Below are 26,170 nucleotides of genomic sequence, written 5' to 3' on the forward strand. Positions count from 1 at the left end.
AATTTTTTATAAATAGTTGTCTTATGTAGCGTGGAACGCCAGAAAACTTATGGTTTCATGGCTAAGTTGGGAGCTTAAGTTCTCTCGACTTCCCTCGAAATAATCGCTCCACGATTATCTTCTTCTAACTATTGCAACTAGGAGCTATTGGCTCGTTTCACTCGCCTGAGTGACGACTTGCAATGTTTCTGTCTTATATAGAGTGTAGCCTTCATAGTAGTAGCTGTGGTCTAAGCCTTTCATGTACAAGTCTTGATTGGCAATCTCATTAGTCAACGCTTGTTTCAAAATATATTTGATTTCTATGTCTCAAATAGGACTTCTTTCCATAGCTAGTAAGTAATCTTCTTTGTCTACTTTTGACCAGCCAATCACCTGCCCCAACTCACCTTTTAAAAGGTGGTCTAACCAGATACGCATACTTCGACCATTGCCTTCACGAAAGGGATGGGCAATAGTCAGTTCCAGATACTTCTCGACAATTTCCTCAAAAATGGATTAAAGCATTTTTTCGATATGATCCAGCGAAGCATCTAGATACATGACTGGCGCAAAGCGGAAATTTTCTTTCGCCATATTAACAGTCCAAATCTTACCCGAAAAACCATAGATTTCTTCAAAAAGAAATTGATAGATAGACAGTAGCGTGTTAAAGGAACCAGCTGCTTAATTGGCTAGAAGATTTTCTTCAAACAAACGTTTGGCAAGCGTTTTACTGATTTTTGCTTCTTGGTTGACCAATGCGAGAGAATCTATCGAAACTAGTTTATTTTCTAGAACCATGATTGCTCACTCTCTGATGTTTTCTTTTTTTTAGAAACGGACTTTTCAAGCCCTCTTCTCAATTAATCCCTGATAGGATTCTTTCGTTCTTTCTGCCATTTTCGATAGTCAGCGATGTCTTTATCGACTAGTTTCCAACAGGTTGCGATGACAAGGGCATCGTCCATTTGTCCTAATACGGGAATCCAGTCGGGGATAACATCAATCGGTGATAAGAAATAGATTAGGGCGCTAATAATTGCTAATATTGTTCTTCTAGGCACACGAGTATAGTCTTTTTTCCAATAACTGCGTACCATGCTGATCAAGATGGGGAGGGTTTTAAATTCTTGTCTCAAAAATGGAATCCACTTAAGTCTCTTTTCAAGTTTCTCGAGAAAAGGCTCCATTTTAGCATCATCTTTTAAGAGCGTGTCGGCCTTTTGATAACGGCTTTGCAATTCCGTCATGGCTTGTTTCTTATCAAAATATCTTTTCATCATGTTACCTTTTGTTCTACCCGAAATGGGGGTGAATTTAAGTTTTATCAAAAATAATCAACTAACTGAGACTGATTTACAAACAATAAGAAATAACGTAGTCAAAATACATTAAAACAAAATCGGTGCGTAGTATAGTCTTTGAATTGACTGTGATGCGTCGTCACTTTCGACTTGCCCTACTCATACTCAATGAAAATCAAGTACTTTCTGTGTCCTTCTGTTCCTTGTCTGAAAGTTAATTCATTTGACTATACTTTTGAGTTAGTATCTTGTCGTTTATAGCGGGGATTGCATTAGAAAACCGTATTTTCTTCCAATGTAAACTTAACGTTATCTTCAATCCATTGACGGCGTGGTGCTGCTTTGTCTCCCATGAGAACTGAAACGCGACGCTCTGCACGCGCTAGGTCATCGATGGTTACTTTGATAAGAGTGCGCGTGTCTGGATTCATGGTTGTTTCCCAAAGCTGGTCAGCATTCATCTCACCAAGACCTTTATAGCGTTGCAAGAGGGAGCCTTTGCCAAATTTATGACGAAGTTCTTCTAACTCACCATCACTCCAAGCATACTCAACCACTTCTTTCTTTCCTTTACCTTTTGACATCTTGTAAAGCGGTGGAAGAGCAATGAAGACATGCCCTGCTTCTACTAGAGGTCTCATGTATCGATAGAAGAAGGTTAAAAGGAGCGTTTGGATATGGGCACCGTCGGTATCAGCATCGGTCATAATAATAATTTTATCATAGTTGATGTCGTCCAAGCTAAAATCGGCACCTACTCCTGCACCAATGGTATGAATCATGGTATTGATTTCTTCATTTTTGAGAATATCGGTCATTTTAGCTTTTTCGGTATTTAGAACCTTACCACGAAGCGGTAAGATAGCTTGGAACTTGCGATCACGTCCTTGTTTGGCAGAGCCACCGGCTGAATCTCCCTCGACCAAGTAAAGCTCATTTTTCTTAGCATTTTTAGACTGGGCAGGAGTTAGCTTGCCTGAGAGTAGCCCTTTGTCTTTCTTGTTTTTCTTTCCGTTTCGGCTTTCGTCACGCGCCTTTCGGGCGGCTTCACGAGCATCCCTAGCGCGAATCGCTTTGCGGATAAGGTTTGAAGCTACTTCCCCATTTTCAAGTAGGAAATAGGTTAGTTTTTCAGAGACGATACCATCAACGACTGGTCTTGCTAGGGGAGAACCAAGCTTGTCCTTAGTTTGCCCTTCAAATTGAAGGTGTTCTTCAGGAACTAGAATGGACAAAACTGCCGATAGGCCTTCACGATAATCAGAACCTTCTAAGTTTTTGTCCTTATCTTTCAGTAATCCCGTTTTACGGGCATAGTCATTCATGGCTTTGGTAATAGCTGACTTTAGTCCTGTTTCATGTGTTCCACCGTCTTTGGTACGGACATTATTGACAAAAGAAAGGATGTTATCCGAGAAGCCGTCGTTGTACTGCATGGCAATATCAACTTGGAAGTCTTGGTCGCTCCCCTCGATAGAGATGACTGGTGTCAAGGTTTCTTTATCTTCATTGAGGTAAGTGACGAAATCTTGTACACCGTTTTCGTAGTGGAATGCTTCGTGTACTTCTTCCTCCGAACGAAGGTCTGTCAGAGTCATGGTGACATTTTTTAGAAGAAAGGCGGATTCTTTAAGGCGGTCAGAGATGGTGTTGAAACGGAAATCCGTCGTTGAAAAGATGCTGGCATCTGGCATAAAGGTAACGGTTGTTCCTGTTTTTGACTTGGGCGCTGTGCCAATTTTTTTCAAGGTGGTAACAGGCTTTCCACCATCTTCAAATCGTTGCTTGTATACTGCACCGTCACGTGTAATTTCAACCTCTAACCAAGAAGATAGGGCATTAACAACCGAAGAACCGACACCGTGCAAGCCACCTGAGGTCTTGTAGCCACCTTGACCGAACTTACCACCCGCATGGAGAACCGTGAAAATAACCTGAACTGTTGGAATCCCCATGGCGTGTTTACCAGTTGGCATGCCACGACCGTTATCAGCTACACTAACTGAGCCATCCTTGTTGAGAGTTACTGAAATTTTCTCTCCGAATCCTGAGAGAGCTTCGTCGACAGCATTGTCAACGATTTCCCACACCAAATGATGAAGACCTGTCGCGTCAGTTGATCCGATGTACATACCGGGACGTTTTCGAACGGCATCCAATCCTTCTAACACTTGAATGGCATCATCGCCGTAGTTGTTTATATTAATTTCTTTTTTAGCCAAAATAGCCTCCAAATAGTTTCATCTTTCCTATATTACAAGTTTTCCAAAAAATTTGCAAAAAAATTTAAAAGATTAACCTTAAAAATAAGTTTGTTCGTTCGGGGGGCTATGCTATAATAGTTACATGAAAACAATTTTACTCGTATTAATTGCCTATTTGTTGGGCTCAATCCCTACTGGTCTTTGGATTGGCAAGCATTTTTACCACATTAATTTACGTCATTTTGGTTCTGGAAATATGGGAACGACCAATACTTTCCGTATTTTAGGCAGAAAGGCTGGTCTCGTAACGCTTGCGGTTGATTTACTAAAGGGAACCTTGCCAGTTCTCCTAGCCATTTGGCTAGATAGCTCCGTCTCTCCTTTGCTTATTGGGTTCTTTGCCATTATCGGTCATACTTATCCGATTTTTGCCAAATTTAAAGGCGGTAAGGCTGTTGCCACCAGCGCAGGGGTCTTGCTTGGATTCGCGCCTGCTTTTCTTTTTTACCTGTTTGTCATTTTTGTGGTGACACTCCTGCTTTCTAGCATGATTTCCTTTACTAGTATTACGGTGGCTATCATTGCTGCAGTTAGCGCCTTGTTCTTCCCGGCTTTTGATTTTATCTTAAAGGATTATGACATCTTGTTTACGCTTGTTGTATTAGCAATGGCAGGTGTGATTATCTATCGGCATCAAGACAATATTCAACGTATCAGAGCTAAGAAAGAAAATCTTGTTCCCTTCGGTCTAAATATCACTAAACAAAAACCAAAATAAACGGCTAACTCCCTGTCAACTACTATACTGACAAGGAGTTTTTTCATATTCGACATTTGCGTTATAGTTTAATCATTTTGATAAACAATATGACCATCACAGATGGTATAACTAATTTTTCCTTTGAGTTTCTCACCAACAAATGGTGAATTGGAAGCCTTGGATTTAAAATCCTCAGTTACGAGACGATTTTCTTCTGAGAAAATCACTAGGTCAGCTGGCCCATTTTCCGCTACATAACCAGCATCAAAACCATATAGTTGTGCCGGATTGATTGTCATTTTAGCTAATAATTCAGAAAGAGATAGATGACCCGCATCAACCAGATAGGTCAAGCCTAAAGATAGCGACGTTTCCAAGCCTGTCATGCCAGAAGGAGCTTTTGTGACGTCAGAAACATTTTTTTCATCCTTATGATGAGGTGCATGGTCAGTCGCAATAACCGAGATGACACCTGATTTCAATCCTTCAATGACAGCCAATCGGTCTTCTTCTAAGCGCAAAGGTGGATTCATCTTGGCATTGGCACCTTTTTCTAGAAGAAGTGCTTCGATTTTTGAAAAATGCTGTGGCGAGACTTCTGCGGTCACCTTAGCACCCAAACCTTGAACAAATTCGACAACCTTGACAGATTCAGCTTTGGACAAATGTTGAACATGGAATTTGTTGCCCACCTCATAAGCAATCATAGCGTCTCTCGCCATCATAGAGTATTCGGCAACACCTCGTGCACCGCCACAGCCAAAATGTTCCCGAGCAATGGTTTCGTTTAGCCCCAAAACACCATTAAGATTGGGATCTTCTTCGTGAAGAGCCACAATAGCATCCAATGCTTTGGCTTTCTTAAAGACTTGACGAACGACACCTGCGTTTTCTAAAGGAATACCGTCATCTGAAATCCCAACTGCTCCTGCTTTGAGGAGATTTTCAAAATCTGTCACTGTTTGCCCGTCAAAATCAAGGGTTGCTGAGGCATTGGTTTTGATATGAATATTTTCATTAGCAGCCGACTCTAAAACTTCTGCCAAGGTTTCTACAGTCGAGATGGTGGGATTAGTGTTAGCCATCATAACAACTGTCGTAAAGCCACCAGCCGCTGCTGCAAGGGCACCTGTATGAATATCTTCTTTGTGAGTCTGCCCTGGTTCTCTAAAGTGAACATGAATGTCGACCAAACCGGGAGCGACAATTTTGCTACTAGCATCAATCACTTTAGCACCATCTACCTGAATGTCTTTGGCAATCTTGATAATTTTTTGACCATCAATTAAAATATCCGTCACACCATCAAAATCACTTTTAGGATCAATTAGGCGACCATTTTTTATGAGTATCATGGGTTCTCCTTCTAAACTACTGCAATTATTATAAATTTGAATGAAGCTTGGACAAAAATGTTTCTAAATTCACTTCGTGCTGGTACTTAAGAGCTGCACTTCTATCTTTTTCAATAATAACACTGGTTAAATCAACCTGATTAACCGTAGCAATAGCGATAGCATAATGGATAAGATCTGCCAACTCTTTGCCAAGTTCTTCTTGCAAATTTTCATCACCTGAACTTTTCCGCTTAGCTCGTTTATTGAGCACTTCAGCAACTTCCCCCACTTCCTCAACTAACTTTATAAACAAACCTTGTTCATCTCGATCATCGCCGTAATGATTGGCTAAATAGTTCTGTAAATCTGATAATGTTAATGACATGTTATTCTCTCCTTGAATATAAAATTAGACACTTGGAATATTCTCTATGATAACAGCTTAATCGTTTTGGTCATAATAAGTGCAGGTCATCACTTCTAAATCAATGGTCCAGTAGACAATACCTGATTTAGTTATGTCTTCGCACAGAGTTGGAAACTTTGTCTGACTTGCTTGATGAACTTGCAAATTTGCTTGCGCTTGTCCTTTGTCACGTCTTTGTGCAATTGACGTATAAACATGTTTGCCAGTTTACTGAACAGCATCATCACCAACAACACCTGTATAAGCATAGTCTTTTGAATTAACTTTACTACACCATCACTTTCGACTTGCTGTACTTATGCTCAATGAAAATTAGAAACAGACTAGGCAACACAGATAGCAGATAGAACTGAAGTCCACTAAATCAAGTCAACAAGGTTTGCTTTTGATTTTCAAAAAGTATCAAGTACTGTTCTGCGTTTCAGTTTCTTGTCTGAAAGTTGATTCATTTGACTATAACTAGTCTTTTTCAAAAGAAACGGTAGGTGTCACTATCTCCATTTCTTTAAAACTTGAATGAATTTTAGAAACACTGCCCTGTAAATTGTTGATGAGCGACTTGAATGTCAGTCTTATAGTCTTTTGAATTAAGGTTGAGACATCGTCACTTTCGCCTTTCCCTACTCAAGTGTTGCCCGTGTCCCAGCTCTTTGTCTCAATCTTAATTCATTTGACTATATTTAGCATAAAGTCTTCTTTCTACTGTAACCAGTCAATAGACTTCTGATGAGTTTCTTCTAAAAACTGGTTGGTTTTAGAGAAAGGCTTACTGCCAAAAAAGCCACGGTAGCTTGACAGTGGGCTCGGGTGTAGAGCCTCAAGAATGAGATGTCTCTGGTTCTTAATCAGTCTTTTTTTCTTACGAGCATAGGCACCCCAGAGGATGAAAACTAACGGTTCTTCTCTTTGATCAAGTAAAGAGATGACAGCGTCAGTAAATGGCTCCCAAATAATATCCGCATGTCCATTCGCCTGTCCCGCAGGCACGGTTAGACAAGCATTTAACAGAAGCACTCCCTGCTCAGCCCAAGGCGTCAAATCATGATGACTTCTGGGACCAATATCGTCCGCTAATTCCTTCAAGATATTTTGTAAGGAAGGCGGAGCCGGCATATCATCAGGCACTGAAAAAGATAAGCCTTGTGCCTGCCCTGGTCCATGGTAAGGATCTTGACCAAGAATGAGAACCTTGACCTGATCGTAATCTGTGCTTGCAAGAGCTTTAAAAACGTTCTTTCGTTCGGGATAGATAATTTCCTGAGCGTACACAGCATCTAAGAAATGATTGATTTTAGAAAAATAGCCTGCTGGCAATTGTTTTTTTAACAAATCATGCCATTTAGAATGTCCCATATCTTACTCCTATGAACGTCCTACGAAATCATGACTGGCTTGAGCTAAGATATGACCATTCATAGCGTGACGAAGCTCATTAAGGAAGAAGCCTTCTTTTAAGTCAAGTTCTTTATCTAAAGCATAGACTGTCAAGGTATAAAGATGGTCTTTGTCGGGTGGGCAAGGACCGATATAAGTTTTTGACAAATCCCCAAAATCTTTATCCATAAATTTACTGGTTAAACTATTTGAGCCTTTGAGGTGCTCTTTATCTTGACTGGCAAAATCTTCTGCAATCTTGGTTTTTTCTGGAGAGGCATTAGCTACAACCCAGTGGATGTACTCAAAACCACAGACTGGAATGGCATCAATATCTGTAAAGGTCCAGGCTAGGCTAACCGTATTTTCAGGTAAATCAATTATCTCAAAAGGAAAGGATGTCGCAGAAAAACCGTCAAGCGGCTTATCTGTGTATTTACTATACAAATCTGGAAGGGTATTGTTTTCAAAATAATGATTAATTTTCATCAGAACCACCTCAACTTTCTTGATTCTATTTTAGCATAACGGCGAAAGAAAAAGGCTTGGAAGGGTATCCAAACCTTAGCATAATTTTAAAAAGACAAACGTTTTTCCATTTTTTCCTGCCCGATGGCATACAGAGTACAAATAACCCAGTACATGAGCGCGACAACGATGTAGACTGTCATATAGTCTGATTTGGCACCGCCGATGATTTTAGCCTTGTTAAACATTTCTGGGACTGTAATCATAGCTGTCAAAGCTGTACTTTTAACCATATCCAATAGCACATTACTCAAAGGTGGAAGCGCGATCCTAACAGCTTGGGGAATAATGACCTTTCGGTAAATAATTGAAGTTTTAAGCCCAAGGGAGCGAGCGGCTTCCCATTGTCCTTTATCAACAGCTCCTAATGAAGAACGGATAATTTCTGAAATGTAGGCACTGGACATAGAGGTGAAGGCAATGATAGTTGCTGCAATGGCATCTAATTCAATCCCCATAAATGGAAGACCAAAGTAGATGAAAAACAGCAACACCATTAAGGGAATTCCTCGCATGAGTGATACATGGGCAGCTGCCAGCCATCTCAATGGCAAGAGATGCGACATGCGACAAAGGGCAACGAAAAATCCTAGAATGGTTCCCAAGAAAAATCCGACCAGTGATAGGGCTAGGGTGTATGGGAGTCCTTCTAAAATAACAGGGATAGCTTCAATAGCTAACTCCGGATTAAACAAGGCTTGCCAATTGATGGACATACTATATCTCCTTTACTTATCCAAAGAGAAGACTGATACTCAATGAAAATCAAAAGCAGACTAAGCGACACAGATAGCAGATAGAACTGTCTTCATCAAATCAAGCCAACAACGTCTGCTTTTTATTTTCGAAAAGTATGAGTCTATCACCCAGTCTCCTGCGTAAGCATCAATCAAAAGATTTAGTCTTTATTTGAAACATCAATTGTTGGTAAATTTTCAGTGCCTTTTTCAGGTTTTGTTAAATCCTGTCCTGCATAATACTTTTCTGAAATTTCTTTGAGTGTTCCATCTTCTTTCATTTCCTTGATGACACTGTCCAGTTTTTTCTTGAGCGATTTATCTTTTTTACTCATAACAATTCCTTGTTCCGTTGGATTGTATTTGACCTCACCAACTTTAACTTTGATGTCTGGGTATTGTTTCGTCACAAACTTGACAGCTACTTTTTGAGTGTAATAATCATTTGGAATAAAATCTGTACGACCTGTAGAGACGTCACGAAGATAGACATCGTTGGTCACATTATCATAGATAACTGGCTCTGCACCTTGTTTTTCAGCGATTTTCATGTACTGAGTTCCAGCACCACCACCAGCTTTCTTTCCTTTCCAGTCAGATAGGTCTTTGGCTTTAATATTAGAAGAACCATCTTCACGGACAATCATACCGCCAACTGAATACTTGTAAGGAATAGAGAAATTGTATTTCTTAAGGCGTTCTGGTGTTGTGTCAAAATTATTGACAGCAACATCGACTTTACCACTATCAACTGAAGTAAAGGCTTCTGCCACACCGATTTCTTGGTAGTTCACTTTTACATCAAGACGCTTACCAATTTCATTCATCATGTCGATTTCATAACCGATAAGTTTTTTATTGTCGTCATAGTATGAGGTTGGATAGAGCGTTGCAGGTGTTGCGACTTCCAAAACACCTGCTTCCTTTACTTTGTCCCAACTAGACTCACTTTTAGTTGCTTTATCGTTTGAACAAGCAGCTAAAAGGCTAGCAGCCATACCCAATGACACAAGTGCAGTAACTTTCTTAATCATCATATCATCCTTTTAATTTTTTTATAAGACTGAAAAGGCTTACTCGAATAGTTTACTGCATTTTTTCACTTCTTTCAAGAAGAACACCTTGAAACTATCAAACAAATTGATTCTCATTTTCAAACAATTCTCCTAATTCTAACAGTAAGTCTTCTCTTCCTTTTGCAGCTGTCGCTTGAACACCAAGAGACAAACCAGATTCTGTGCGATAAATCGGAAGGTTAATAGAGGGCTGCCCAGTGAGATTTGCTTGCTGGGTAAATGGTGTCCAGTCCAGACTATGCTGGAACATCTGCCAGATAATATCTTGTTGTTCTGACTGATTAAAATCATCAATATGTTTTAAATGGTTTCTTAGCTGGTCTGATAAGTCAAACTGCCCATGCTTAGGGGCAACGTCTGCTACTGTTGGCGACAAGAGAATATCATATTTTTCATGAAAATCATGCATCAAACGGCTATATTGATCCCATTGTGACAAAATCTTAGAATAGGTCTTAGCAGGAACTTTTTGACCACTTCGATAAATAGCCCAGGTCATCAGCTCCATATCATCAACTGTCATTTGACGTCCTAAGCTGGCTTCTATACTATCAAACATGGCAGCCGTTTCGACTGAATTCATGATGTAATAAGATTTCATAGCTTCAATACCGTCCAATGGCTGTTTATCGAGAACAAAAACCTCGTGGCCTTCTTTTTCTAAGAAGTGCGCAGCTTTCTTAACAGCACAAATAGCTTCAGCCGATACCTGTCCACCGATAGGAGATTCCAATTGCAAGGCAATTCTCAAGGGTTTTATGGATTTTTCAAACAAATCCTCATGACTAAGTCGAGGCAATACAAATGGGCTTTCCATCTGACACGCTTGAAAGTGTTCTAACAGATGTTTGGTATCTCTGATAGTCTTTGTCAGAGCAAAATTAACCGATGCCCCCTGCCAGCCGCGATAGGAGTTGGGACCGACGGGAATGCGACCACGCGTTGGTTTCAGTCCAATAAGACCGTTGAAAGAGGCTGGAATTCGAATGGAACCACCACCATCACTAGCAGCTGCTAGTGGACTGACCCCAGAAGCAACAAGAGCCGCCGCACCACCAGATGACCCGCCTGCATTACGCCTGGTATCATCTGGAAGATTGACTGGACCATGTAGTTGGCTATCAGAGGTATTTTTAAAACCGAACTCTGGGGTGTTTGTTCGCCCGAGGACGATAAAACCGAGTGATTCCAGTCCTTTGACATAGTTATCAGACTGCTTGGCACGATAGTTTGCAAATAAGCATGATCCTGATGTTGATAGCTCTCCAGCCTGCTCTTGTCCCAAGTCCTTCAAGAAAATAGGAACCCCTGCAAATGGTTGAGTAGTGAAATCTCTATATTCCGACTCAGCCAAAGCTTTCTCGAAACGTGTGTTTGTGATGGCATTTAATCTGGGATTTTCCTTTTCAGCTTTGGCGATAGTCTCTAGGACTAATTCCTTAGCTGAAACTTCCCCAGAGCGGACACTTTTTGCCATATCAGTTGCATCTTTAAACATCCTAACCTCTTTCTTTTTCAAAGACGAGTATTACTCTTCAAACAGTATTATTAATGATGAGCATTATACCAAAAAAGAAGCTGACTGGAGCAGCTTCTTGATTTTTAATCTTGCCAATTCTCTTGATCTTCCTTAAATTTTTTCAAGAGCATGAGACCATCAGCATTGATATAGCCTTGAACTTTGGCGACTTTAATCAATTCGCTGTAGTTTGAAAGGGTCACTAATTTGATATTAGCTTCTTCAAAGTTTGCTTGAGCTTTGGGTAATTCATAAGTGAAAATAGCAACCACACCCAAAACTTCTACCCCTGCATCCTGAGCAGCTTTAACAGCATCCAAAACAGACCCACCAGTTGAAATCAAATCTTCAATGATGACCATTTTTTCACCTTTGACCACACGCCCTTCAATCTGATTACCAGCGCCGTGATCCTTAGGTTTTGAACGGATGTATGAAAATGGCAAGTTCATCTTATCGGCAATAATGGCTCCATGTGGAATCCCTGCTGTCGCTGTCCCCGCAATGACTTCTACCTCGGGAAAATGTTCTCTAATCACTTCAACAAAACCATTTTCAATCAAGGTACGTGTCTCTGGATAAGATAAGGTAATGCGGTTATCAGTATAAATGGGCGATTTGATACCAGATGCCCATATGAAAGGATCTTCTGGTTGTAGATAAACGGCTTTAATGTCTAATAAATCTGAAGCAATTTGTGTGGCAAGTGTCATAACAGTCTCCTTTTTGACTTTTTAGTAATTGTATTTATGGGTTATAATGAAGCATTCCAATCAGCCTTAATGGCTTGGTAGGCTTGGTAAGGATCGGCTGCTTGAGTGATTGGTCTGCCAACTACAATAAAGTTTGAACCCGCAGACCTAGCTTGACGGGGTGTCATTATGCGCTTTTGATCACCGCAGTCTGAACCAGCCGGACGAATGCCGGGTGTTAGGCAAACAAAATCTATCGACGTCGCCTCCTTAATTAGTCCAACCTCATGTGCCGAACAAACAACACCATCTAAACCAGCCTCCGCAGTTTTTTTAGCGTAATGTCTGACAGAATCTTCTAAAGTAGTTTGAATATTTTGATTGTCTTGCATCTGTTCTTGACTTGTAGAAGTTAGCTGGGTAACGGCAATTAAGATACCTTGCTTGCCAAATCCGCGTTTTGCTGCTGCCATCATCTCTACACCACCTGCCGCATGAACATTGGTCATATCAACTCCAAGCTCGGCTAAAACTCTCATGGCTGCTTCAACCGTGTTAGGGATGTCATGTAGCTTCAAATCCAGAAAAATACTGTGTCCCATGGATTTGACATAAGAAATAATCTCAGCACCACAGGCATAGTAGAGCTCCATCCCAATCTTGACATAAAGGCTTTCACCTTCTGGAAATTTTCCTAAAAATCTCTTAACGCTATCACCATCAGGAAAATCAAGGGCAATAATCGGTCTCTTTTCAAACAATTTGGTCTCCTTTGCAAAATAAAAGCCTCACCAGAAACGGCAAGGCTTTACGAAAACAAGGAACTTTCCTTTTTCAGACCAGTCAGACTAAGCTAACTGACTATATTATTCCGAAAGAGATCCGCAGACCTCAACCTTCTATGCCTCTCTGGACTTAGTTAAAGGTTATTTAATTTCATCCATTATATCCAATTGTTAAGCCCTTGTCAAAATATAATCCGCATTTTCCAGTCATTCTATGAGAAATGCTAACAATATCTTATCTTTCAGATGGCTTTATGATACAATATTGCTATGCGAATCCAACAATTACAATACATTATAAAAATCGTAGAAACTGGTTCAATGAATGAAGCAGCTAAACAACTCTATATTACACAACCCAGTCTTTCCAACGCTGTTCGTGATTTGGAAAGCGAAATGGGTATTACTATTTTTATTCGTAATCCAAAAGGAATCACACTGACTAAGGATGGCGTTGAGTTTTTGTCTTACGCTCGACAGGTTATTGAGCAGACTGACCTTCTCGAAGAACGCTATAAAAATCCAACAGCTCAGAGGGAACTTTTTAGTGTATCGTCTCAACACTACGCCTTCGTTGTCAATGCCTTTGTCTCACTGTTAAATAAGACGGATATGACGAAGTATGAGTTATTTTTGCGTGAAACGAGAACGTATGAAATTATTGATGACGTTAAGAATTTCCGTTCTGAGATTGGTGTGCTGTTCCTCAATAGCTACAACAGGGATGTTTTGACAAAATTGTTTGACGACAGTCACTTGGTAGCGACTAATCTATTCTCGACTCAACCGCACATTTTTGTCAGCAAGGACAATCCTTTGGCAACCAAAGAGGTCATCCAACTGGAAGATCTGGCAGACTTTCCTTACCTCAGCTACGATCAAGGGGTTCATAATTCTTTCTACTTCTCTGAAGAAATTATGGCTCAGGTTCCTCATCCCAAGTCCATTGTGGTGTCAGACCGTGCAACACTTTTCAATCTTATGATTGGTCTTGATGGCTATACCATCGCAACAGGTGTCTTAAACAGCAAACTTAACGGTGACAATATTGTGTCTATTCCACTTGATGTTGACGACCAAATTGATATTGTCTATTTAAAACATGAGAAGGCCAATCTTTCAAAAATGGGTGAGAAATTCATCGATTACTTGCTGGAAGAAGTACAATTCAAAAAATGATTGACAGCTTGTCAATCATTTTTTAATTCCTTTAATATTAGGCTATTCATTTGATCAAAATAGAACTTTTCTCGATTATAGACAACATCACAACACAGAGCTAAATCAATAATTTTCGCTAAAAAAGTTTGTGATGAAAAGCCAGTTGTCCGATGGAGTTCCTCTTCATCGAAAGATTGGATCAAATGCGCTAATGGATTGCGAACTGACTTTTCAAATTCCCGCAAATCTGAAACTGTCTTTTTAACGGTTTCATCTAAATCAGTGTGTTGAATCAATTCTGATAAACTGCTAGAAGTTACTTTTCCATCTCGTTTTTTAGAAACATACGATATTATCGCCTTATTATTAGAAGCATGCATTTTATGAAAATTCCAGGTATCATATTGAGATGATTTAGAATTATTAATATAGTCAGCTAATTCAGGCACTTGATTTTCAAGAAGTTCTAAAAATAAGCGATATAAGATGGGGCTAACAGCTCTGACAAAATCGATAATCTTGCCATTGCGTAGCTTAGCTTCTAAGTCGAAAATATAATTGGCTAGCAACTCTTTCTCATAAGGATTGGATATCAGTTGATGATTAAAGTAAGCTTCGCACTGCTTTCTTTCCTTTTCTTTCTTGAAAAGATAAGCAACATTCAGTTCTCTACGCTCCTTCAAACTTTCTAAAAGAAAATAAGTTTCATCATTTATCTTATCGTCAAGAATTTCCCATAAGTGATGGTAAGCGTATAAATCTAAAAGAACAGCAATCTTATCAGTATCTATAGTCATGTTATTCCGCAATCAAGGTCTCTAGTCCTACCTTCATCATGTCAGTAAAGGTATTTTGACGTTCTTCTGCTGTCGTGTTTTCATCAGGATATACCAAACTATCAGAAATAGTCATGATGGCTAGGGTATCAACACCATGTTGTGCTCCAAGGTAATAAAGAGCTGCCGCCTCCATTTCAATCGCTTTTACACCAAGCTCACCCAACTTCATGTCGCGTTCTGGAATGTTCGAGTAGAAGACATCAGAAGACAAAACATTACCAACGTGTGTTGTTAAACCAAGGTCTTTCGCAATATGATAGGCCTTATCAAGCAATTGGAAGTTAGCAATTTGTGGGAAGTCATACTCTGGAAAATCGTTACGGATGATGTTAGAGTTTGTAGCTGCAGCTTGGGCCAAAACCAATTCACGTACATGAACGCTTGGGTCGATTGAGCCAGCTGTTCCAACACGAATAAGTTTTTTAACGCCGTAATCAACAATTAATTCACGCGCATAAATTGAGATAGATGGCATTCCCATCCCTGTTCCCATGACAGAGACACGTTGTCCCTTGTAAGTACCAGTGTAGCCGAACATGTTACGCACTTCATTGAAGCCAACAGCGTCTTCTAAGAAGTTTTCTGCGATAAATTTTGCTCGAAGTGGATCTCCTGGAAGGAGAATTTTATCAGCAATGTCGCCTTGTTTGGCGGAGATATGAATTGACATTTTTTATACCCTTTCTTATGGTAGTGTCTGCCGTAGCGACTGCGGCGCCCCGTAGGCAGAGCTAGTAATATTGATTTTAATCGGAGGAATCGTCTACTTTGTTTCATGGATAGGCTAAACCACACAGTTCCTAGGCAGAACCAGAACGAGTGCCATGGTTCCATTGTCTTCCAGAAATAACATTATGCTAGTCAAATAACTTAAAACACCAGCTACAATAGTCCAGTTATCCTTGTTCGTCTGACAATTCCTCCAAAATCATTTTAAATATAAGGTTGTTCGACATGCCCCAATGTTTTACGTAAAAAAGCAAATGGTAACTCATAGATAGCTTTATTGTAACTTGAAACTGTATCATTATGGTGCAGTCTCTGATTAGTTACAAGCACTTCTGCTTCTTTAATCTCACTTGCTAAATCACGTAAGTCTTGGTTAGCTGTTCCATTGGTATCACGTTCAATACGCTCAACCAACTTACTCACTTTATCAGACATTTGAGAATAATTTTCATGAAGATTTTTGGAGCCAGAATGGTTTTCAAAACGCCTTTTCTCCTGATCATGATAAGCATTGCTATTATCGGAAGTAATATTATCTGTTGTTTTTTCATTTTCTACCAATTCTGAATAAGTATTTTTGATAGACATTCTCAACTCATGATCAAGTAATCTATTGGCAACTTCATCTAGTTGTCCGATTAACTTGGTCACATGTCCTTCTTTTATACCAATAGCATAGAAGGAACTGGCAATTTCTTCCTTTAGTTTAATGACTTTGTTATATTGGATGATAAATAAAATGACGACATAAGACAGGATTCCTAAGACTATGGAAGCTCCGTTAAAAGGCTCATAATTCAGCTCTGAACCACTCGTGTCCAGAGCGGCAAAAATAATCAGCCAAAACATTGTCAATACCAGAATCATAAGAATGCCTTTAGCAACAGCAAACCAAGGTTTATTCATTAAAGTTCCACCAAAATCGCTTTTACCAGACCTTTGAAGTCCTCTTTAATATGGGTTGTCACTTCTACCACTTCTTCGTGGTTGAGCTCTGATTGGAAGCCAGCTGCGAAGTTAGTGATTGCTGAGATTCCTAAGACTTTCATGCCTGAATGTGCCGCCACAATAACTTCTGGAACAGTTGACATACCAACAGCATCTGCACCCAATGTTTTAAAGGCACGGATCTCCGCTGGTGTTTCGTAGGTTGGGCCTGTTACGCCGATATAAACACCTTCTTCCAATTTGATGCCTTGTTTTTCAGCAACTTTGTGAGCTACTTCACGGTAAGCCTTTGTATAAGCGTCTGACATATCTGGGAAACGTGGTCCAAATTCCTCAAGGTTTTCACCGATGAGTGGATTAGTTCCTGTCAGATTGATGTGGTCATTGATGGCCATTAAAGTTCCTGGACCATAGCCAATACCTCCTGCTGCATTGGTGACCATAACTCCTTCACATCCCAATGCCTTCATAACACGAACAGGGAAAGTGACCGTTTCCATAGGATTACCTTCATAAAAGTGAAAACGACCTTGAAGCGCTAATACCTTGCGTCCTGATAAGTCACCAAAGACTAATTTTCCAGCATGACCAACAACGGTTGACTGACCCCAATTTGGAATATCAGCATAATCAACAACAATTGCATTTTCGATTTCTTCTGCAAGCTCTCCTAATCCAGAACCCAAAATCAAACCGAATTCTGGTGACTGAATCCCTTTACTTTCTAGAAAAGACTGGGTAACTCTAATTTTTTCTAATAGTGACATTATAAACTCCTTTTTATTTTATGATTTAGGATAGACGATTTCGCCATCTTCTTTGGTAAATGGGCTTGGTAAAGAAACTGGAAGGATGTCTAACAAAGTCTCTGATGGACGACACAACCTCGCTCCCTTACTCGTTACCACAATTGGTCTATTGATTAAAATAGCATCTGCCATCATAGCATCAATTATCTTTTCATCCGACAAGGTTTCATCTGATAAGTGATGCTTGTCAAATTCATCTACATTTGTTCTAAGTAATTCTCTGGGGCTTATCTTCATTTGGTCTAATAAGTCAACCAGTTCCTCACGACTAGGAGGTGTTTTTAAATACTCGATGACTTTTGGTTCGATACCAGCATGCTTAATCATAGCTAGCACGTTTCGAGAGGTGCCACAATTTGGATTGTGATAAATAATGACTTTTTCCATTTAGTTCACCTTATTTTAATTCGGCTAGGAAACTCTCTCCAATCATGGCGGTGTCAACACCAAAGTTGTCGGCAACCGTTGCTGAAATATCAGCAAAATGCCCCTGTGGAATCACACCACTGCCTGTAAAGGATGGGCTATATGCCAAGAGGGGAATGTACTCACGGGTATGGTCTGTTCCAGCATAGGTAGGGTCATTACCGTGGTCGGCTGTGATGAGAAGCAGGTCTTTATCCCCTAAAAGCGCTGTGATTTCTGGCAAGCGAGCATCAAATTCTTCCAGACAATCACGGTAACCGTGGGCATCACGGCGGTGTCCATATAGAGCATCAAAATCTACCAAATTGGTAAATGAAAAACCTTTGGTAAATTCTGGGTCTTGAAGAGTTTTAAGCAGCGTATCAACCCCATGGTTATTTGATTTGTTGTGACCTTGGTCATGGGTAATACCCGAACCATTGAAGATATCGTTGATTTTTCCGACACCATAAGTTGAAATACCAGCGTCAGCCAATTTGTTCAAAACAGTGTCTTCAAACGGTGACACAGCCAAATCACGACGATTTGAGGTACGGGTGAAGTTACCTGGTTCACCGATATATGGACGGGCAATGATACGACCTAGAAGGGCAGGACGCTCAAGGGTAATCGAACGTGCGTACTCACAGATACGGTAGAGCTCTTCAAGTGGAATAACGTCTTCGTGGGCAGCGATTTGAAGCACTGGATCAGCAGAGGTGTAAATGATGAGTTCGCCAGTCTCCATTTGACGTGGACCAAAATCATCAATAACAGCTGTTCCTGAATAAGGTTTATTAGCTTCACGAATAACTTTACGTCCAGAAAATTCTTCAATTTTTGTCAAAATTTCCTCAGGGAATCCGTCCCAGAAGGTATCAAAAGGTTCAGTGATATTTAGACCCATGATTTCCCAGTGACCAGTCATTGTATCTTTTCCGAGTGATACTTCTTCTAATTTTGTCACATAGCCAGTTGGATGACTTTCAGAAGGTACGGTTTTAAGCGGTGTTTCACGCGGGATATTTCCAAGACCTAATTTAGCCATATTTGGTACATTGAGACCCACCGTTTTTGAAATATGACCAAGGGTATCAGAAGCACCGTCAGGAACCCCTGCATTGACAAAATTATTAGCATCTGGCGCAGCACCGATACCAACAGAGTCAAGTACCACTAAGTGAATTCGATCAAAAGTAGACATAAATTTTCCTATCTAGGGTGGTTACGGTTAGCACCCAAATACCTGTATAACTGATTGTTATAAAATAATAAATTTATTATAAACAAAATAATATTAAGCATCTAAGACTTTGACACCGTCTTGACTGGCAACAATAACCTTATTGACCATACCGTTAAAGAGACCATGTTCAACAACGCCAACCATAGCTTTCAATTGCTTACCAAAGCTAACGGGGTCCTCAATTTTGCCCAGATCTAAGTCAATAATGTAATTTTGCATATCTGTCACAAAACGATGCCCATCTTTTTGACGGTAGGAAGGTTTATAACCTTCTTTTTCAAAATAACGAAAAAGTCGGTCAGCTCCATATTGAACCACTTCAACTGGTAATTTAAAGGCACCAAGTTGCTCAACCATCTTAGATTCATCAACAACCCAAATGTATTCTTTAGTTGGAGTTGCGACAATTTTTTCCATAAGAAGGGCTCCGCCGCCACCTTTAATACCGTTGAATTGCGGATCTACTTCGTCGGCACCATCAACAGTAACATCAATGACATCAATGTCATCAACAGCTTTCAATGGAATGCCCAAACTTTCTGCTTGTTTTGAAGTCTGGCTAGATGTTGTCACGCCAATGATTGAGAGCCCCTCTTCCTTGACACGACGTCCCAATTCTTCAACAAAATAATAGGCAGTTGAGCCAGTTCCAAGTCCGACAATCATCCCATCAGTGACGTATTCAGCGGCCTTGAGACCTGCTAATTTTTTCAATGCATCCATAAAAAACTCCTTATAGAATAGTTACACCCTATTATAACATGAAAGCGAATCCTTGTTAACGAATTCTTGCTAACAAATCATTTCCCTTGTCTCTCAGCTCAGTCCTACCGTTGTTTACCAAGACCACAACAAAAAATTGCCACGGCAAATTAACGATTTCAGCCTATTGTCTTGACAAAAATAAGCATTTTATAGAATTATCGCCAAGACCTTATCAAATTTTTATTTGAGCCAAAACTGAAAAGTCACTTCAAAAAGTTCTGCTGGCGGCAATTTAGCTTATATTGAAGTATTTTTTAAATCTAAACTTCCTCGAAGTAAAATGATTTATGAAAAATATTAACAACTACATTGACAAGGAGAATGATTCGTTGACATTTTAAACTTGTTCTTTTTTGAGAACGATGCTATAATAGGCGAGCATTGTCTGAGGAGAAAATATGAATACTAATAATGAAATCATCGATATAATCAGCCAGAGAAAGGCAGAATTAAATTTATCACTGAGCCAACTTTCTAGACAGGTTGGTATGGCAAAATCCGCCGTTTCTTGTTATCTCAATAAGACCAGAGAGTTTCCCTTAAATCGTATACCACAGTTTGCCCAAGCGCTGGATTTATCACCAGAGGTACTACTTGGAATTTCAGAAGATGACTACCAAATTATTTTCCAAAAACTGAATCGTAGTCGTCAAGAACAGGTACTAGACTTTCTCAATCATCAGTTGGCGCAACAAGAAGCTGAAAAGCAAGACTTAGACCAACCGATTTACTCCGTAAAAACAGTCACACAACTTGCTGCTGGGCTGGGTTATGCTTTTAACGATTATGATTTTGAGACGGTTCATGTCCCTTCACAACCACCTCGCTATGACATAGCTTCTATTGTTAACGGTGATTCTATGTATCCGACCTATCGTAACGGTGACGTTGTTTACTTGGTTGACCGTGGTTTTACGTCGTATAATGGGGAAGTCTGCGCTATCGCTGTTAACGACCGTACCTTTTTGAAACAAGTTTATTTAGAAAAAGAACAACTTCGACTTGTTTCTATTAACCCAGATTATGATGATATTCTTCTCCCATTTCCACCAGAAGAAGACACTCATATCAAAATTTATCAAGTTGTTGGCCGTGACACAACTATTGCCATTTAAGCAGAAAGGATATTTATGATAACCAAAGAATTTGATACCATTACGGCTATTTCAACACCTCTTGGTGAAGGAGCTATTGGTATCGTACGCCTATCAGGAAGTCAGGCTATTGAAATTGCTCAAAAAGTTTTTAAAGGAAAAAATCTCAAAGACGTTGCCAGTCATACCATTAATTACGGTCATATCGTTGAAAATGATAACATTATTGACGAGGTTATGGTCAGTGTTATGCGAGAACCTAAGACCTTCACTCGTGAAGATGTTGTCGAAATCAATACACACGGTGGAGTTGCTGTCACTAACGAAATCCTCCAGCTCTTGATTCGCTCTGGCGCTCGCATGGCTGAACCCGGTGAATTTACAAAACGTGCCTTCCTTAATGGACGAGTTGATTTGACTCAAGCTGAAGCCGTCATGGATTTGATTCGTGCTAAAACGGACAAAGCCATGGCTGTCGCAGTCCAACAGCTGGATGGTTCCTTAAAAACACTGATTGATAACACACGCCAAGAAATTTTAAATACCTTGGCACAAGTTGAGGTTAATATTGACTATCCAGAGTATGATGATGTCGAAGAAATGACCACCGCTCTCATGCGTGAGAAAACACAAGAATTTCAATCGCTCTTGGAACATCTATTACAAACTGCCAAACGTGGGAAAATTTTGCGAGAAGGGTTATCAACTGCCATTATTGGTCGCCCAAATGTTGGTAAATCTAGTCTTCTCAATAATCTTTTACGTGAAGAAAAGGCTATTGTAACCGATATCGAAGGAACTACCCGTGATGTTATTGAAGAATATGTCAACATCAAAGGTGTTCCGCTTAAACTCATTGACACCGCAGGTATTCGTGATACAGATGATATTGTTGAACGCATTGGTGTGGAACGTTCTAAAAAAGCGCTCAATGAAGCTGATCTAGTACTGCTCGTACTAAATGCGTCTGAACCATTGACTGAACAAGATCGAACACTTCTTAATATCAGTAAAGATAGTAACCGTATTATACTCTTGAATAAAACTGACTTGGAAGAAAAGATTGAACGTAGAAAGCTGCCAGATGATGTCATTGCCATTTCTGTATTGAAAAATGAGAATATCGATCAAATTGAAGAACGTATCAATCAACTTTTCTTTGAAAACGCAGGGTTAGTTGAAAAAGATGCCACTTATCTTTCAAATGCACGCCATATTTCTCTGATTGAAAAAGCTGTTGAAAGCTTAAAGGCTGTCAATGAAGGTCTAGAACTAGGTATGCCAGTTGACTTGCTACAAGTTGATATGACAAGAACTTGGGAAATTTTAGGTGAAATTACAGGTGATGCCGCCCCAGATGAACTTATCACACAGCTCTTCAGTCAATTCTGTCTTGGTAAATAAGGCTTCTCTGCACAACTCTTTAACAAAAATAGATGTCTCATGGATACTATGAAGCTAAAGCTATCTTCTAATCGATTAAATTAAATAAATTAAAACAAACATAAACGATAAGCCTTATCCTTCACAGACTTATTCAATGCATTGTCGTGGGAGCTTAACGCTTTTAGCTATTAGCAACCTCTTCTTACTTTCGCGCCACAGAGGGTTAAGAATCCCACCTTTTAGACAGTTAATGCAGAATGTAGATAACTCACAAAAAAACGAGAGAAATCAAAAAGATAAGACTTGATTGTAGCAATATCAAGTTCTTAGAAATGCTGGATCATTAACCTTTTGTAGAGATTCTCTTTTCTCTAGGAAATCTAAACAATTGACAAACTGCATAAGGTCTTTCAAAACTTGCCTTAGTCTGACTTAATGCTCTTCGACAACCACATTCAAGTGTTGTTGACTTGATTTGATGACCTTGAGTTCTGGCTGCATCAGCACTGCCCAGTCTCATTTTGATTTTCATCGAGTATAAAGACAATTGTTCATAGAAGTTGGACTGGCGTCTATTTATGATTTTGAGTTATAGCCTTTTGAATTAACCTTGATACATCACCACTTTCGACTTATCCTACTCAGGTACTGTCTGCGCCTTTCTGTTCTTGTTCTGAAAGTTAATCCATTTGACTATATAATTTTTTACTTAACCTACTAAACTTTAGATACAAAAATCCCATTATTGAGTGTTCGACAATGAGATTTTCGTTAATTATGTGGCTTCAAGTCCGTTCCACTCCGAAGGTGTAAAACGATAGAGCCTAGAACAAAATATAAAAAACGAACAAGATAGAACTCTGTCCAACAGAAAACTATATTGTTCGTTTTTTTACAGTCTTATCAATTTCTTAGAGTTAAATAGTAAAAAATTTCTCTATCCTAAACTCTATGATTATTCGACAGCTTTTCCTGTTAATTTTGCCGCATCAGAAATATACTGTTTGTAAGTTCCTTCTTTTTTCATTTTGGCAATAACTTTATTAACTGTTTTTTGGAGTTTCTTGCTTTCTTTACCTTTTGGCATGGCAACCGCTTTTGCATCACCATCTCCAACCTTCAAGGCTACCTTTGCCAAAGCAATATCTTTATTTTGAGCGATGTAGCCCTCTGCAACGGGCTTTTCCAAGTCAACGGCGTCAACAACACCCGATTTCAGCTCATTGATAGCTTCGCCCATAGCTGTTAATGGAACTATTTGAGAATCTTTCAATTGGTCTTTAGCAAGATTTTCTTCGATGCTCCCTTTTTGAACGGCAACTTTCTTACCAGATAATTGGTCTAAGCTAGTGTATTTGCCTTCATCTTCTTTACGTACCAAAATAGCATTTTCTGTTGTGTAATAAGCATCAGAGAAAGTATAGGCGTTCTTACGTTCTTCAGTTACTGAAAGTCCTGAGATAGCGATATCCGCTTTACCAGTCTTTAAGCTAGCCAAGACATTATCAAAGCTCATAGTTGAAACTTCTAGTTTAACCCCCAATTCATCAGCGATGTCTTGCGCCAAGTCAATATCAGCACCAACGACCTTGTCCTTACCATCAACAAGCGTTTTGAATTCAAACGGTGGATAGTCTGGACTGACTGCAACAACTAACTTGCCATCTTTTTTGATATCTTCTTGTAAATCAGATGATTCAGAAGAGCCACAAGCTGCCAGTGTTACAGCAGAAGCTAGGAAAATTGTTCCTAAAAACATTTTTTTCAATTTCATGATTAATCCTCAAATTCTTATGATAATGATATTATACAACATTTCTAACACAAGTCAAGAAAAATATGTATTTTTATTCATTTTTATTTAAAAATTGGATAATTTTGTAATTCCATCTTTAAAATCTCTTTATTCCGATACCCTAATTCCACATAGTCTTCCAAATCAAAGCGACTAACTGGACCTAGGAGAGTTCCCATCTTTTGCAACAATGCTTTTAAAATTGTCAATGGATAATTTCGTAGCTAACTTGATATACTCAAATGATTTAACTTTCAGACAAGGACAGTACTTGAGTTAGTCAAGTCGAAAGTGACGATGGATCAAAGTTAATTCAAGAGACTATAAATGAATGGAGCCTTTATGGGTGATATCATTTCTGCTAATGGTTCTGCTTTATCCATTCTCCTAAGATAGCCAAATTAACGTTAGCGTTTTTTGATTAGGGTTGAGATTGATTTTTTATCTTCAAGAACATAAGTTATTGAGCAGTCCTCAAAAATATCTGCTGAAATCATCGTGTAATCCCCATAATCTTGTAAAACAGCAAACACTTCCAGATTAGATACTCCCCAAGCAATACGGATTTCCGGCAGGAAAAAATCTTTGGATAAGCTATTTAGCAAAATACTCTTGTCATAAAAATCAACAATCTCCGAAACATCCCAAGAGTCTTCAAACGAGCGGTAAATGTCAATCAACAAGATAAAAGTACCAATAAACTCAACTATTGTAAGCTCTTCTTTGAGAATTCCTCTGACATTAGAAAACCAAAAGGATTGTTACCATTATCGATACAGATCATCTTAGTATCAGGACGACTAAGTCTTTTTAAATCCTTGATGGCTCCTAACTAATCAAGCGTTTTATAATATAAACATACTACCAGTCAAGCTATACACCCAAAGACTTTGGAATAGCATAGTACTGCTGGTAAGTTGGATAAAGAAAAACGACATGATCTTCAGGTTCGATAAAGGCATAAGAAGTAAGTAGTTTTACTCCAATCATCCTATTGGTATGAAGAATTTGCTTAGGCTGAGTATAATGGGGGATAGGCTGGATACAACCTGTTAAAATCTGGCGCCCCTACAACCCAACCATCCCCACCCCCTCTACAAAATCAGTCGGAAACTCTGGCGATGAGGCTTTCTGTTAGCTCAAATGATTCTTTTAAAACTTAGAGTTAGAGTTGAAACGGACCTACTTGAAATAGCATACTTGGCTTGTGTCTCATAAGTATCCAACTCTTCATCAAGACCAAAACATCTAGCAATCTACTACTCTTTTACTGACAAATCATAGGCTTCCTGTACAAAGGTATTGATTTTATCTTCTTTTTTTAAGGATTTAATGACTTCATTAACCTTTTTAGTCAATTTCTTACTACCTTTAGGCATGGCAATGGCATAAGCATCTGCATCATCTGAAGGTAGTTCAATCGTTGATATGGCTAAATTCTTGTTCTTTTCAGCGTACCCTTTTGCGATGGCTTCTTCCAGTACAAGGGCCTGTGCTTTTCCATTGGATACCTCAGCAACCATTTCACCTACCTTAGTCAAAGGGGTAATATTGGCTCCTTTAAAGTTATCTTTAGCAATTTTTTCTTGGATACTCCCTTTTTGAACAACTACTGCCTGATTATCAAAATCTTTGAAGCCTTTGTAATCTTGAATCTTAGCTTTCTGCACCATTATGACATTCTTAGACTCGTAATAACTATCGGAAAAATCATAGGCTTTCTGACGTTCTTTTGTTGCTGAAATTCCTGAAATGGCAATATCAGCTTTACCAGACTTAAGGCTTGCAAGAACGTTATCAAAGCTCATGGCAGAAAATTCCACATCGACTTTCAGTTCTTCTCCAATCGCTTTCGCCAATTCAATATCAGCTCCAACAATCGTATCTTTTCCCTTAACTAGGGTTTTAAATTCAAACGGAGCAAACTCTGGACTCATAGCGACAACGATTTTCCCCTTGTTTTCAATTTTAACTAGATTATCTGCATGTTTATCTGCTGAACAAGCTACCAAACTAGCTCCTACTAATACCATTGTAGCACTCAATAAAACCTTTTTCATAACTGCCTCCTAAGTGTATATTATTTATATTTTTACTAATTTAACTTATTTTTATTTAGAAATCAAGGGTTTTTTACATATTTTACAAAAATATTCGTATATTATACACTTATGCCATTTTCGTTGAATAAGTTAAAGCATATAAAGAGTTAGTTTCCTAACTCTCAGAATGTCCCCCTCTAAACGATAGAGACGTTGAAAAAGTAAT

The 26,170-nt window shown here is 39.2% G+C and carries 25 protein-coding genes and 2 pseudogenes; 4 read left to right on the plus strand and 23 right to left on the minus strand.

The window, feature by feature from the left end:
* Window positions 1-144: 144 nt before the first annotated feature.
* The 3 genes and pseudogenes from fic to parE all read right to left on the minus strand — a co-directional run bounded on the left by fic (window position 145) and on the right by parE (window position 3,508).
* A pseudogene (gene fic / locus A3IA_RS11700) lies at window positions 145-783 on the minus strand (protein adenylyltransferase Fic).
* 62 nt (window positions 784-845) lie between these two features.
* Window positions 846-1,262, minus strand: coding sequence for a YkvA family protein (locus A3IA_RS0102295; RefSeq protein ID WP_026217518.1), 417 nt, complete (start codon window positions 1,260-1,262; stop codon window positions 846-848).
* A gap of 296 nt (window positions 1,263-1,558) precedes the next feature.
* On the minus strand, window positions 1,559-3,508 hold the full coding sequence (gene parE, locus A3IA_RS0102300) for a DNA topoisomerase IV subunit B (RefSeq protein WP_018379728.1): 1,950 nt from the start codon (window positions 3,506-3,508) through the stop codon (window positions 1,559-1,561).
* A 124-nt stretch (window positions 3,509-3,632) separates the two neighbouring features.
* Here parE and plsY point away from each other — a divergent pair, with 124 nt between their 5' ends.
* Window positions 3,633-4,268, plus strand: a complete 636-nt coding sequence (plsY, locus tag A3IA_RS0102305) for a glycerol-3-phosphate 1-O-acyltransferase PlsY (protein ID WP_018379729.1) — start codon at window positions 3,633-3,635, stop codon at window positions 4,266-4,268.
* A 68-nt stretch (window positions 4,269-4,336) separates the two neighbouring features.
* On the opposite strand, the gene A3IA_RS0102310 is transcribed toward plsY, so the two are convergent.
* The 10 genes and pseudogenes from A3IA_RS0102310 to pyrF all read right to left on the minus strand — a co-directional run bounded on the left by A3IA_RS0102310 (window position 4,337) and on the right by pyrF (window position 12,701).
* The gene (locus A3IA_RS0102310; protein ID WP_018379730.1) at window positions 4,337-5,605 is read right to left on the minus strand and encodes a dihydroorotase; all 1,269 of its coding nucleotides are present in this window, start codon (window positions 5,603-5,605) and stop codon (window positions 4,337-4,339) included.
* 28 nt (window positions 5,606-5,633) lie between these two features.
* Window positions 5,634-5,972, minus strand: a complete 339-nt coding sequence (locus A3IA_RS0102315) for a MazG nucleotide pyrophosphohydrolase domain-containing protein (protein WP_018379731.1) — start codon at window positions 5,970-5,972, stop codon at window positions 5,634-5,636.
* 57 nt (window positions 5,973-6,029) lie between these two features.
* A pseudogene (locus tag A3IA_RS13630) lies at window positions 6,030-6,203 on the minus strand (DUF1398 family protein); the annotation flags it as partial.
* Between the two features lie 510 nt (window positions 6,204-6,713).
* Window positions 6,714-7,367 carry a uracil-DNA glycosylase gene (locus tag A3IA_RS0102320; RefSeq protein WP_018379732.1) on the minus strand — a complete coding sequence of 218 codons (654 nt, stop codon included), beginning with the start codon at window positions 7,365-7,367 and terminating at the stop codon, window positions 6,714-6,716.
* A 9-nt stretch (window positions 7,368-7,376) separates the two neighbouring features.
* Window positions 7,377-7,877: a YbhB/YbcL family Raf kinase inhibitor-like protein gene (locus A3IA_RS0102325; RefSeq protein ID WP_018379733.1), complete on the minus strand. Its 501-nt coding sequence runs from the start codon at window positions 7,875-7,877 to the stop codon at window positions 7,377-7,379.
* Window positions 7,878-7,963: 86 nt separating this feature from the next.
* A complete protein-coding gene (locus A3IA_RS0102330; RefSeq protein ID WP_018379734.1) occupies window positions 7,964-8,632 on the minus strand; it encodes an amino acid ABC transporter permease in 669 nt (222 codons plus the stop codon).
* Between the two features lie 182 nt (window positions 8,633-8,814).
* Window positions 8,815-9,684, minus strand: a complete 870-nt coding sequence (locus A3IA_RS0102335; RefSeq protein ID WP_026217519.1) for a transporter substrate-binding domain-containing protein — start codon at window positions 9,682-9,684, stop codon at window positions 8,815-8,817.
* A gap of 100 nt (window positions 9,685-9,784) precedes the next feature.
* On the minus strand, window positions 9,785-11,227 hold the full coding sequence (locus tag A3IA_RS0102340) for an amidase (RefSeq protein ID WP_018379736.1): 1,443 nt from the start codon (window positions 11,225-11,227) through the stop codon (window positions 9,785-9,787).
* A 104-nt stretch (window positions 11,228-11,331) separates the two neighbouring features.
* Entirely contained in the window at window positions 11,332-11,961 is a 630-nt protein-coding gene (gene pyrE / locus A3IA_RS0102345; RefSeq protein WP_018379737.1) for an orotate phosphoribosyltransferase, read from the minus strand.
* A gap of 41 nt (window positions 11,962-12,002) precedes the next feature.
* Window positions 12,003-12,701, minus strand: a complete 699-nt coding sequence (pyrF, locus tag A3IA_RS0102350; RefSeq protein WP_018379738.1) for an orotidine-5'-phosphate decarboxylase — start codon at window positions 12,699-12,701, stop codon at window positions 12,003-12,005.
* A gap of 294 nt (window positions 12,702-12,995) precedes the next feature.
* Between pyrF and A3IA_RS0102355 the strand changes: the two genes are divergently transcribed.
* On the plus strand, window positions 12,996-13,904 hold the full coding sequence (locus A3IA_RS0102355; protein ID WP_026217520.1) for a LysR family transcriptional regulator: 909 nt from the start codon (window positions 12,996-12,998) through the stop codon (window positions 13,902-13,904).
* Window positions 13,905-13,915: 11 nt separating this feature from the next.
* On the opposite strand, the gene A3IA_RS0102360 is transcribed toward A3IA_RS0102355, so the two are convergent.
* The 7 genes from A3IA_RS0102360 to rpiA form a co-directional block, all read right to left on the minus strand.
* On the minus strand, window positions 13,916-14,683 hold the full coding sequence (locus A3IA_RS0102360; protein ID WP_018379740.1) for a hypothetical protein: 768 nt from the start codon (window positions 14,681-14,683) through the stop codon (window positions 13,916-13,918).
* Between the two features lies 1 nt (window position 14,684).
* Entirely contained in the window at window positions 14,685-15,395 is a 711-nt protein-coding gene (gene deoD, locus A3IA_RS0102365; RefSeq protein ID WP_018379741.1) for a purine-nucleoside phosphorylase, read from the minus strand.
* Between the two features lie 263 nt (window positions 15,396-15,658).
* Window positions 15,659-16,360, minus strand: a complete 702-nt coding sequence (locus tag A3IA_RS0102370) for a LemA family protein (RefSeq protein WP_018379742.1) — start codon at window positions 16,358-16,360, stop codon at window positions 15,659-15,661.
* Window positions 16,360-17,169 carry a purine-nucleoside phosphorylase gene (locus tag A3IA_RS0102375; protein ID WP_018379743.1) on the minus strand — a complete coding sequence of 270 codons (810 nt, stop codon included), beginning with the start codon at window positions 17,167-17,169 and terminating at the stop codon, window positions 16,360-16,362. Before A3IA_RS0102375 ends, A3IA_RS0102370 begins: the two co-directional genes overlap by 1 nt.
* A gap of 18 nt (window positions 17,170-17,187) precedes the next feature.
* Complete coding sequence (arsC, locus tag A3IA_RS0102380) at window positions 17,188-17,598, minus strand: arsenate reductase (glutaredoxin) (protein WP_018379744.1); 411 nt, start codon at window positions 17,596-17,598, stop codon at window positions 17,188-17,190.
* Between the two features lie 10 nt (window positions 17,599-17,608).
* On the minus strand, window positions 17,609-18,820 hold the full coding sequence (locus A3IA_RS0102385; protein WP_018379745.1) for a phosphopentomutase: 1,212 nt from the start codon (window positions 18,818-18,820) through the stop codon (window positions 17,609-17,611).
* Between the two features lie 93 nt (window positions 18,821-18,913).
* Complete coding sequence (rpiA, locus tag A3IA_RS0102390; RefSeq protein ID WP_018379746.1) at window positions 18,914-19,585, minus strand: ribose-5-phosphate isomerase RpiA; 672 nt, start codon at window positions 19,583-19,585, stop codon at window positions 18,914-18,916.
* A 440-nt stretch (window positions 19,586-20,025) separates the two neighbouring features.
* Between rpiA and A3IA_RS0102395 the strand changes: the two genes are divergently transcribed.
* Both A3IA_RS0102395 and mnmE read left to right on the plus strand, forming a co-directional pair.
* A complete protein-coding gene (locus A3IA_RS0102395) occupies window positions 20,026-20,742 on the plus strand; it encodes an XRE family transcriptional regulator (RefSeq protein ID WP_018379747.1) in 717 nt (238 codons plus the stop codon).
* 15 nt (window positions 20,743-20,757) lie between these two features.
* A complete protein-coding gene (gene mnmE, locus A3IA_RS0102400) occupies window positions 20,758-22,125 on the plus strand; it encodes a tRNA uridine-5-carboxymethylaminomethyl(34) synthesis GTPase MnmE (protein WP_018379748.1) in 1,368 nt (455 codons plus the stop codon).
* 937 nt (window positions 22,126-23,062) lie between these two features.
* On the opposite strand, the gene A3IA_RS0102405 is transcribed toward mnmE, so the two are convergent.
* The 3 genes from A3IA_RS0102405 to A3IA_RS0102415 all read right to left on the minus strand — a co-directional run bounded on the left by A3IA_RS0102405 (window position 23,063) and on the right by A3IA_RS0102415 (window position 25,962).
* On the minus strand, window positions 23,063-23,881 hold the full coding sequence (locus A3IA_RS0102405; RefSeq protein ID WP_018379749.1) for a transporter substrate-binding domain-containing protein: 819 nt from the start codon (window positions 23,879-23,881) through the stop codon (window positions 23,063-23,065).
* Between the two features lie 428 nt (window positions 23,882-24,309).
* The gene (locus A3IA_RS12225; RefSeq protein WP_018379751.1) at window positions 24,310-24,585 is read right to left on the minus strand and encodes a PLP-dependent aminotransferase family protein; all 276 of its coding nucleotides are present in this window, start codon (window positions 24,583-24,585) and stop codon (window positions 24,310-24,312) included.
* Window positions 24,586-25,161: 576 nt separating this feature from the next.
* Window positions 25,162-25,962 (minus strand): transporter substrate-binding domain-containing protein, encoded by an 801-nt coding sequence (locus A3IA_RS0102415; RefSeq protein WP_018379752.1) that lies wholly within the window; start codon window positions 25,960-25,962, stop codon window positions 25,162-25,164.
* Window positions 25,963-26,170 lie beyond the last annotated feature (208 nt).

The organism is Streptococcus thoraltensis DSM 12221, from assembly GCF_000380145.1.
GTDB classification, from domain to species: Bacteria; Bacillota; Bacilli; order Lactobacillales; family Streptococcaceae; genus Streptococcus; species Streptococcus thoraltensis.

What these genes read in the sequence shown, in the direction of transcription:
- A3IA_RS0102295 (WP_026217518.1), bottom strand. Translation starts at nt 1,262, where the DNA reads ATGAAAAGATATTTTGATAAGAAACAAGCCATGACGGAATTGCAAAGC.
- plsY (WP_018379729.1), top strand. Translation starts at nt 3,633, where the DNA reads ATGAAAACAATTTTACTCGTATTAATTGCCTATTTGTTGGGCTCAATC.
- A3IA_RS0102310 (WP_018379730.1), bottom strand. Translation starts at nt 5,605, where the DNA reads ATGATACTCATAAAAAATGGTCGCCTAATTGATCCTAAAAGTGATTTT.
- A3IA_RS0102315 (WP_018379731.1), bottom strand. Translation starts at nt 5,972, where the DNA reads ATGTCATTAACATTATCAGATTTACAGAACTATTTAGCCAATCATTAC.
- A3IA_RS0102320 (WP_018379732.1), bottom strand. Translation starts at nt 7,367, where the DNA reads ATGGGACATTCTAAATGGCATGATTTGTTAAAAAAACAATTGCCAGCA.
- A3IA_RS0102325 (WP_018379733.1), bottom strand. Translation starts at nt 7,877, where the DNA reads ATGAAAATTAATCATTATTTTGAAAACAATACCCTTCCAGATTTGTAT.
- A3IA_RS0102330 (WP_018379734.1), bottom strand. Translation starts at nt 8,632, where the DNA reads ATGTCCATCAATTGGCAAGCCTTGTTTAATCCGGAGTTAGCTATTGAA.
- A3IA_RS0102340 (WP_018379736.1), bottom strand. Translation starts at nt 11,227, where the DNA reads ATGTTTAAAGATGCAACTGATATGGCAAAAAGTGTCCGCTCTGGGGAA.
- pyrE (WP_018379737.1), bottom strand. Translation starts at nt 11,961, where the DNA reads ATGACACTTGCCACACAAATTGCTTCAGATTTATTAGACATTAAAGCC.
- A3IA_RS0102355 (WP_026217520.1), top strand. Translation starts at nt 12,996, where the DNA reads ATGCGAATCCAACAATTACAATACATTATAAAAATCGTAGAAACTGGT.
- A3IA_RS0102360 (WP_018379740.1), bottom strand. Translation starts at nt 14,683, where the DNA reads ATGACTATAGATACTGATAAGATTGCTGTTCTTTTAGATTTATACGCT.
- deoD (WP_018379741.1), bottom strand. Translation starts at nt 15,395, where the DNA reads ATGTCAATTCATATCTCCGCCAAACAAGGCGACATTGCTGATAAAATT.
- A3IA_RS0102370 (WP_018379742.1), bottom strand. Translation starts at nt 16,360, where the DNA reads ATGAATAAACCTTGGTTTGCTGTTGCTAAAGGCATTCTTATGATTCTG.
- A3IA_RS0102375 (WP_018379743.1), bottom strand. Translation starts at nt 17,169, where the DNA reads ATGTCACTATTAGAAAAAATTAGAGTTACCCAGTCTTTTCTAGAAAGT.
- arsC (WP_018379744.1), bottom strand. Translation starts at nt 17,598, where the DNA reads ATGGAAAAAGTCATTATTTATCACAATCCAAATTGTGGCACCTCTCGA.
- A3IA_RS0102385 (WP_018379745.1), bottom strand. Translation starts at nt 18,820, where the DNA reads ATGTCTACTTTTGATCGAATTCACTTAGTGGTACTTGACTCTGTTGGT.
- rpiA (WP_018379746.1), bottom strand. Translation starts at nt 19,585, where the DNA reads ATGGATGCATTGAAAAAATTAGCAGGTCTCAAGGCCGCTGAATACGTC.
- A3IA_RS0102395 (WP_018379747.1), top strand. Translation starts at nt 20,026, where the DNA reads ATGAATACTAATAATGAAATCATCGATATAATCAGCCAGAGAAAGGCA.
- mnmE (WP_018379748.1), top strand. Translation starts at nt 20,758, where the DNA reads ATGATAACCAAAGAATTTGATACCATTACGGCTATTTCAACACCTCTT.
- A3IA_RS0102405 (WP_018379749.1), bottom strand. Translation starts at nt 23,881, where the DNA reads ATGAAATTGAAAAAAATGTTTTTAGGAACAATTTTCCTAGCTTCTGCT.
- A3IA_RS0102415 (WP_018379752.1), bottom strand. Translation starts at nt 25,962, where the DNA reads ATGAAAAAGGTTTTATTGAGTGCTACAATGGTATTAGTAGGAGCTAGT.